1 protein-coding gene is annotated in these 245 nt (G+C 64.9%); it reads right to left on the reverse strand.

Annotated elements, in window-relative coordinates; genetic code table 11:
- A partial coding sequence (locus MFF40_RS28580; protein ID WP_238263199.1) for a hypothetical protein occupies positions 1-245 on the reverse strand: 245 nt, incomplete at both ends.

Genomic DNA, 245 nt, shown 5'->3' on the forward strand with positions numbered 1-245 from the left:
GAGCTCAGCGCCCCCGCCATGCGCGAGCCGCTGCGCTGGGATTGGGATTGCCGGGTTTTTGATACTGCTGGCGAATGCAGCAGCTCAGGTCGCTTGGCTGATGAGGCGAGCGAAGGGTGATCGTCGGTTGACGCGACGGTTTCACCTGCCAGCCAATCGGCGATCCGGCCGATGTTGAGGGCGGCCGGGATCAGCACATGCTGGAGACGGACCTTGGCCCGCCCAAGATAGCGGGCCCATCGAAG

Source organism: Methylobacterium mesophilicum (genome assembly GCF_022179445.1).
GTDB classification, from domain to species: Bacteria; Pseudomonadota; Alphaproteobacteria; order Rhizobiales; family Beijerinckiaceae; genus Methylobacterium; species Methylobacterium mesophilicum.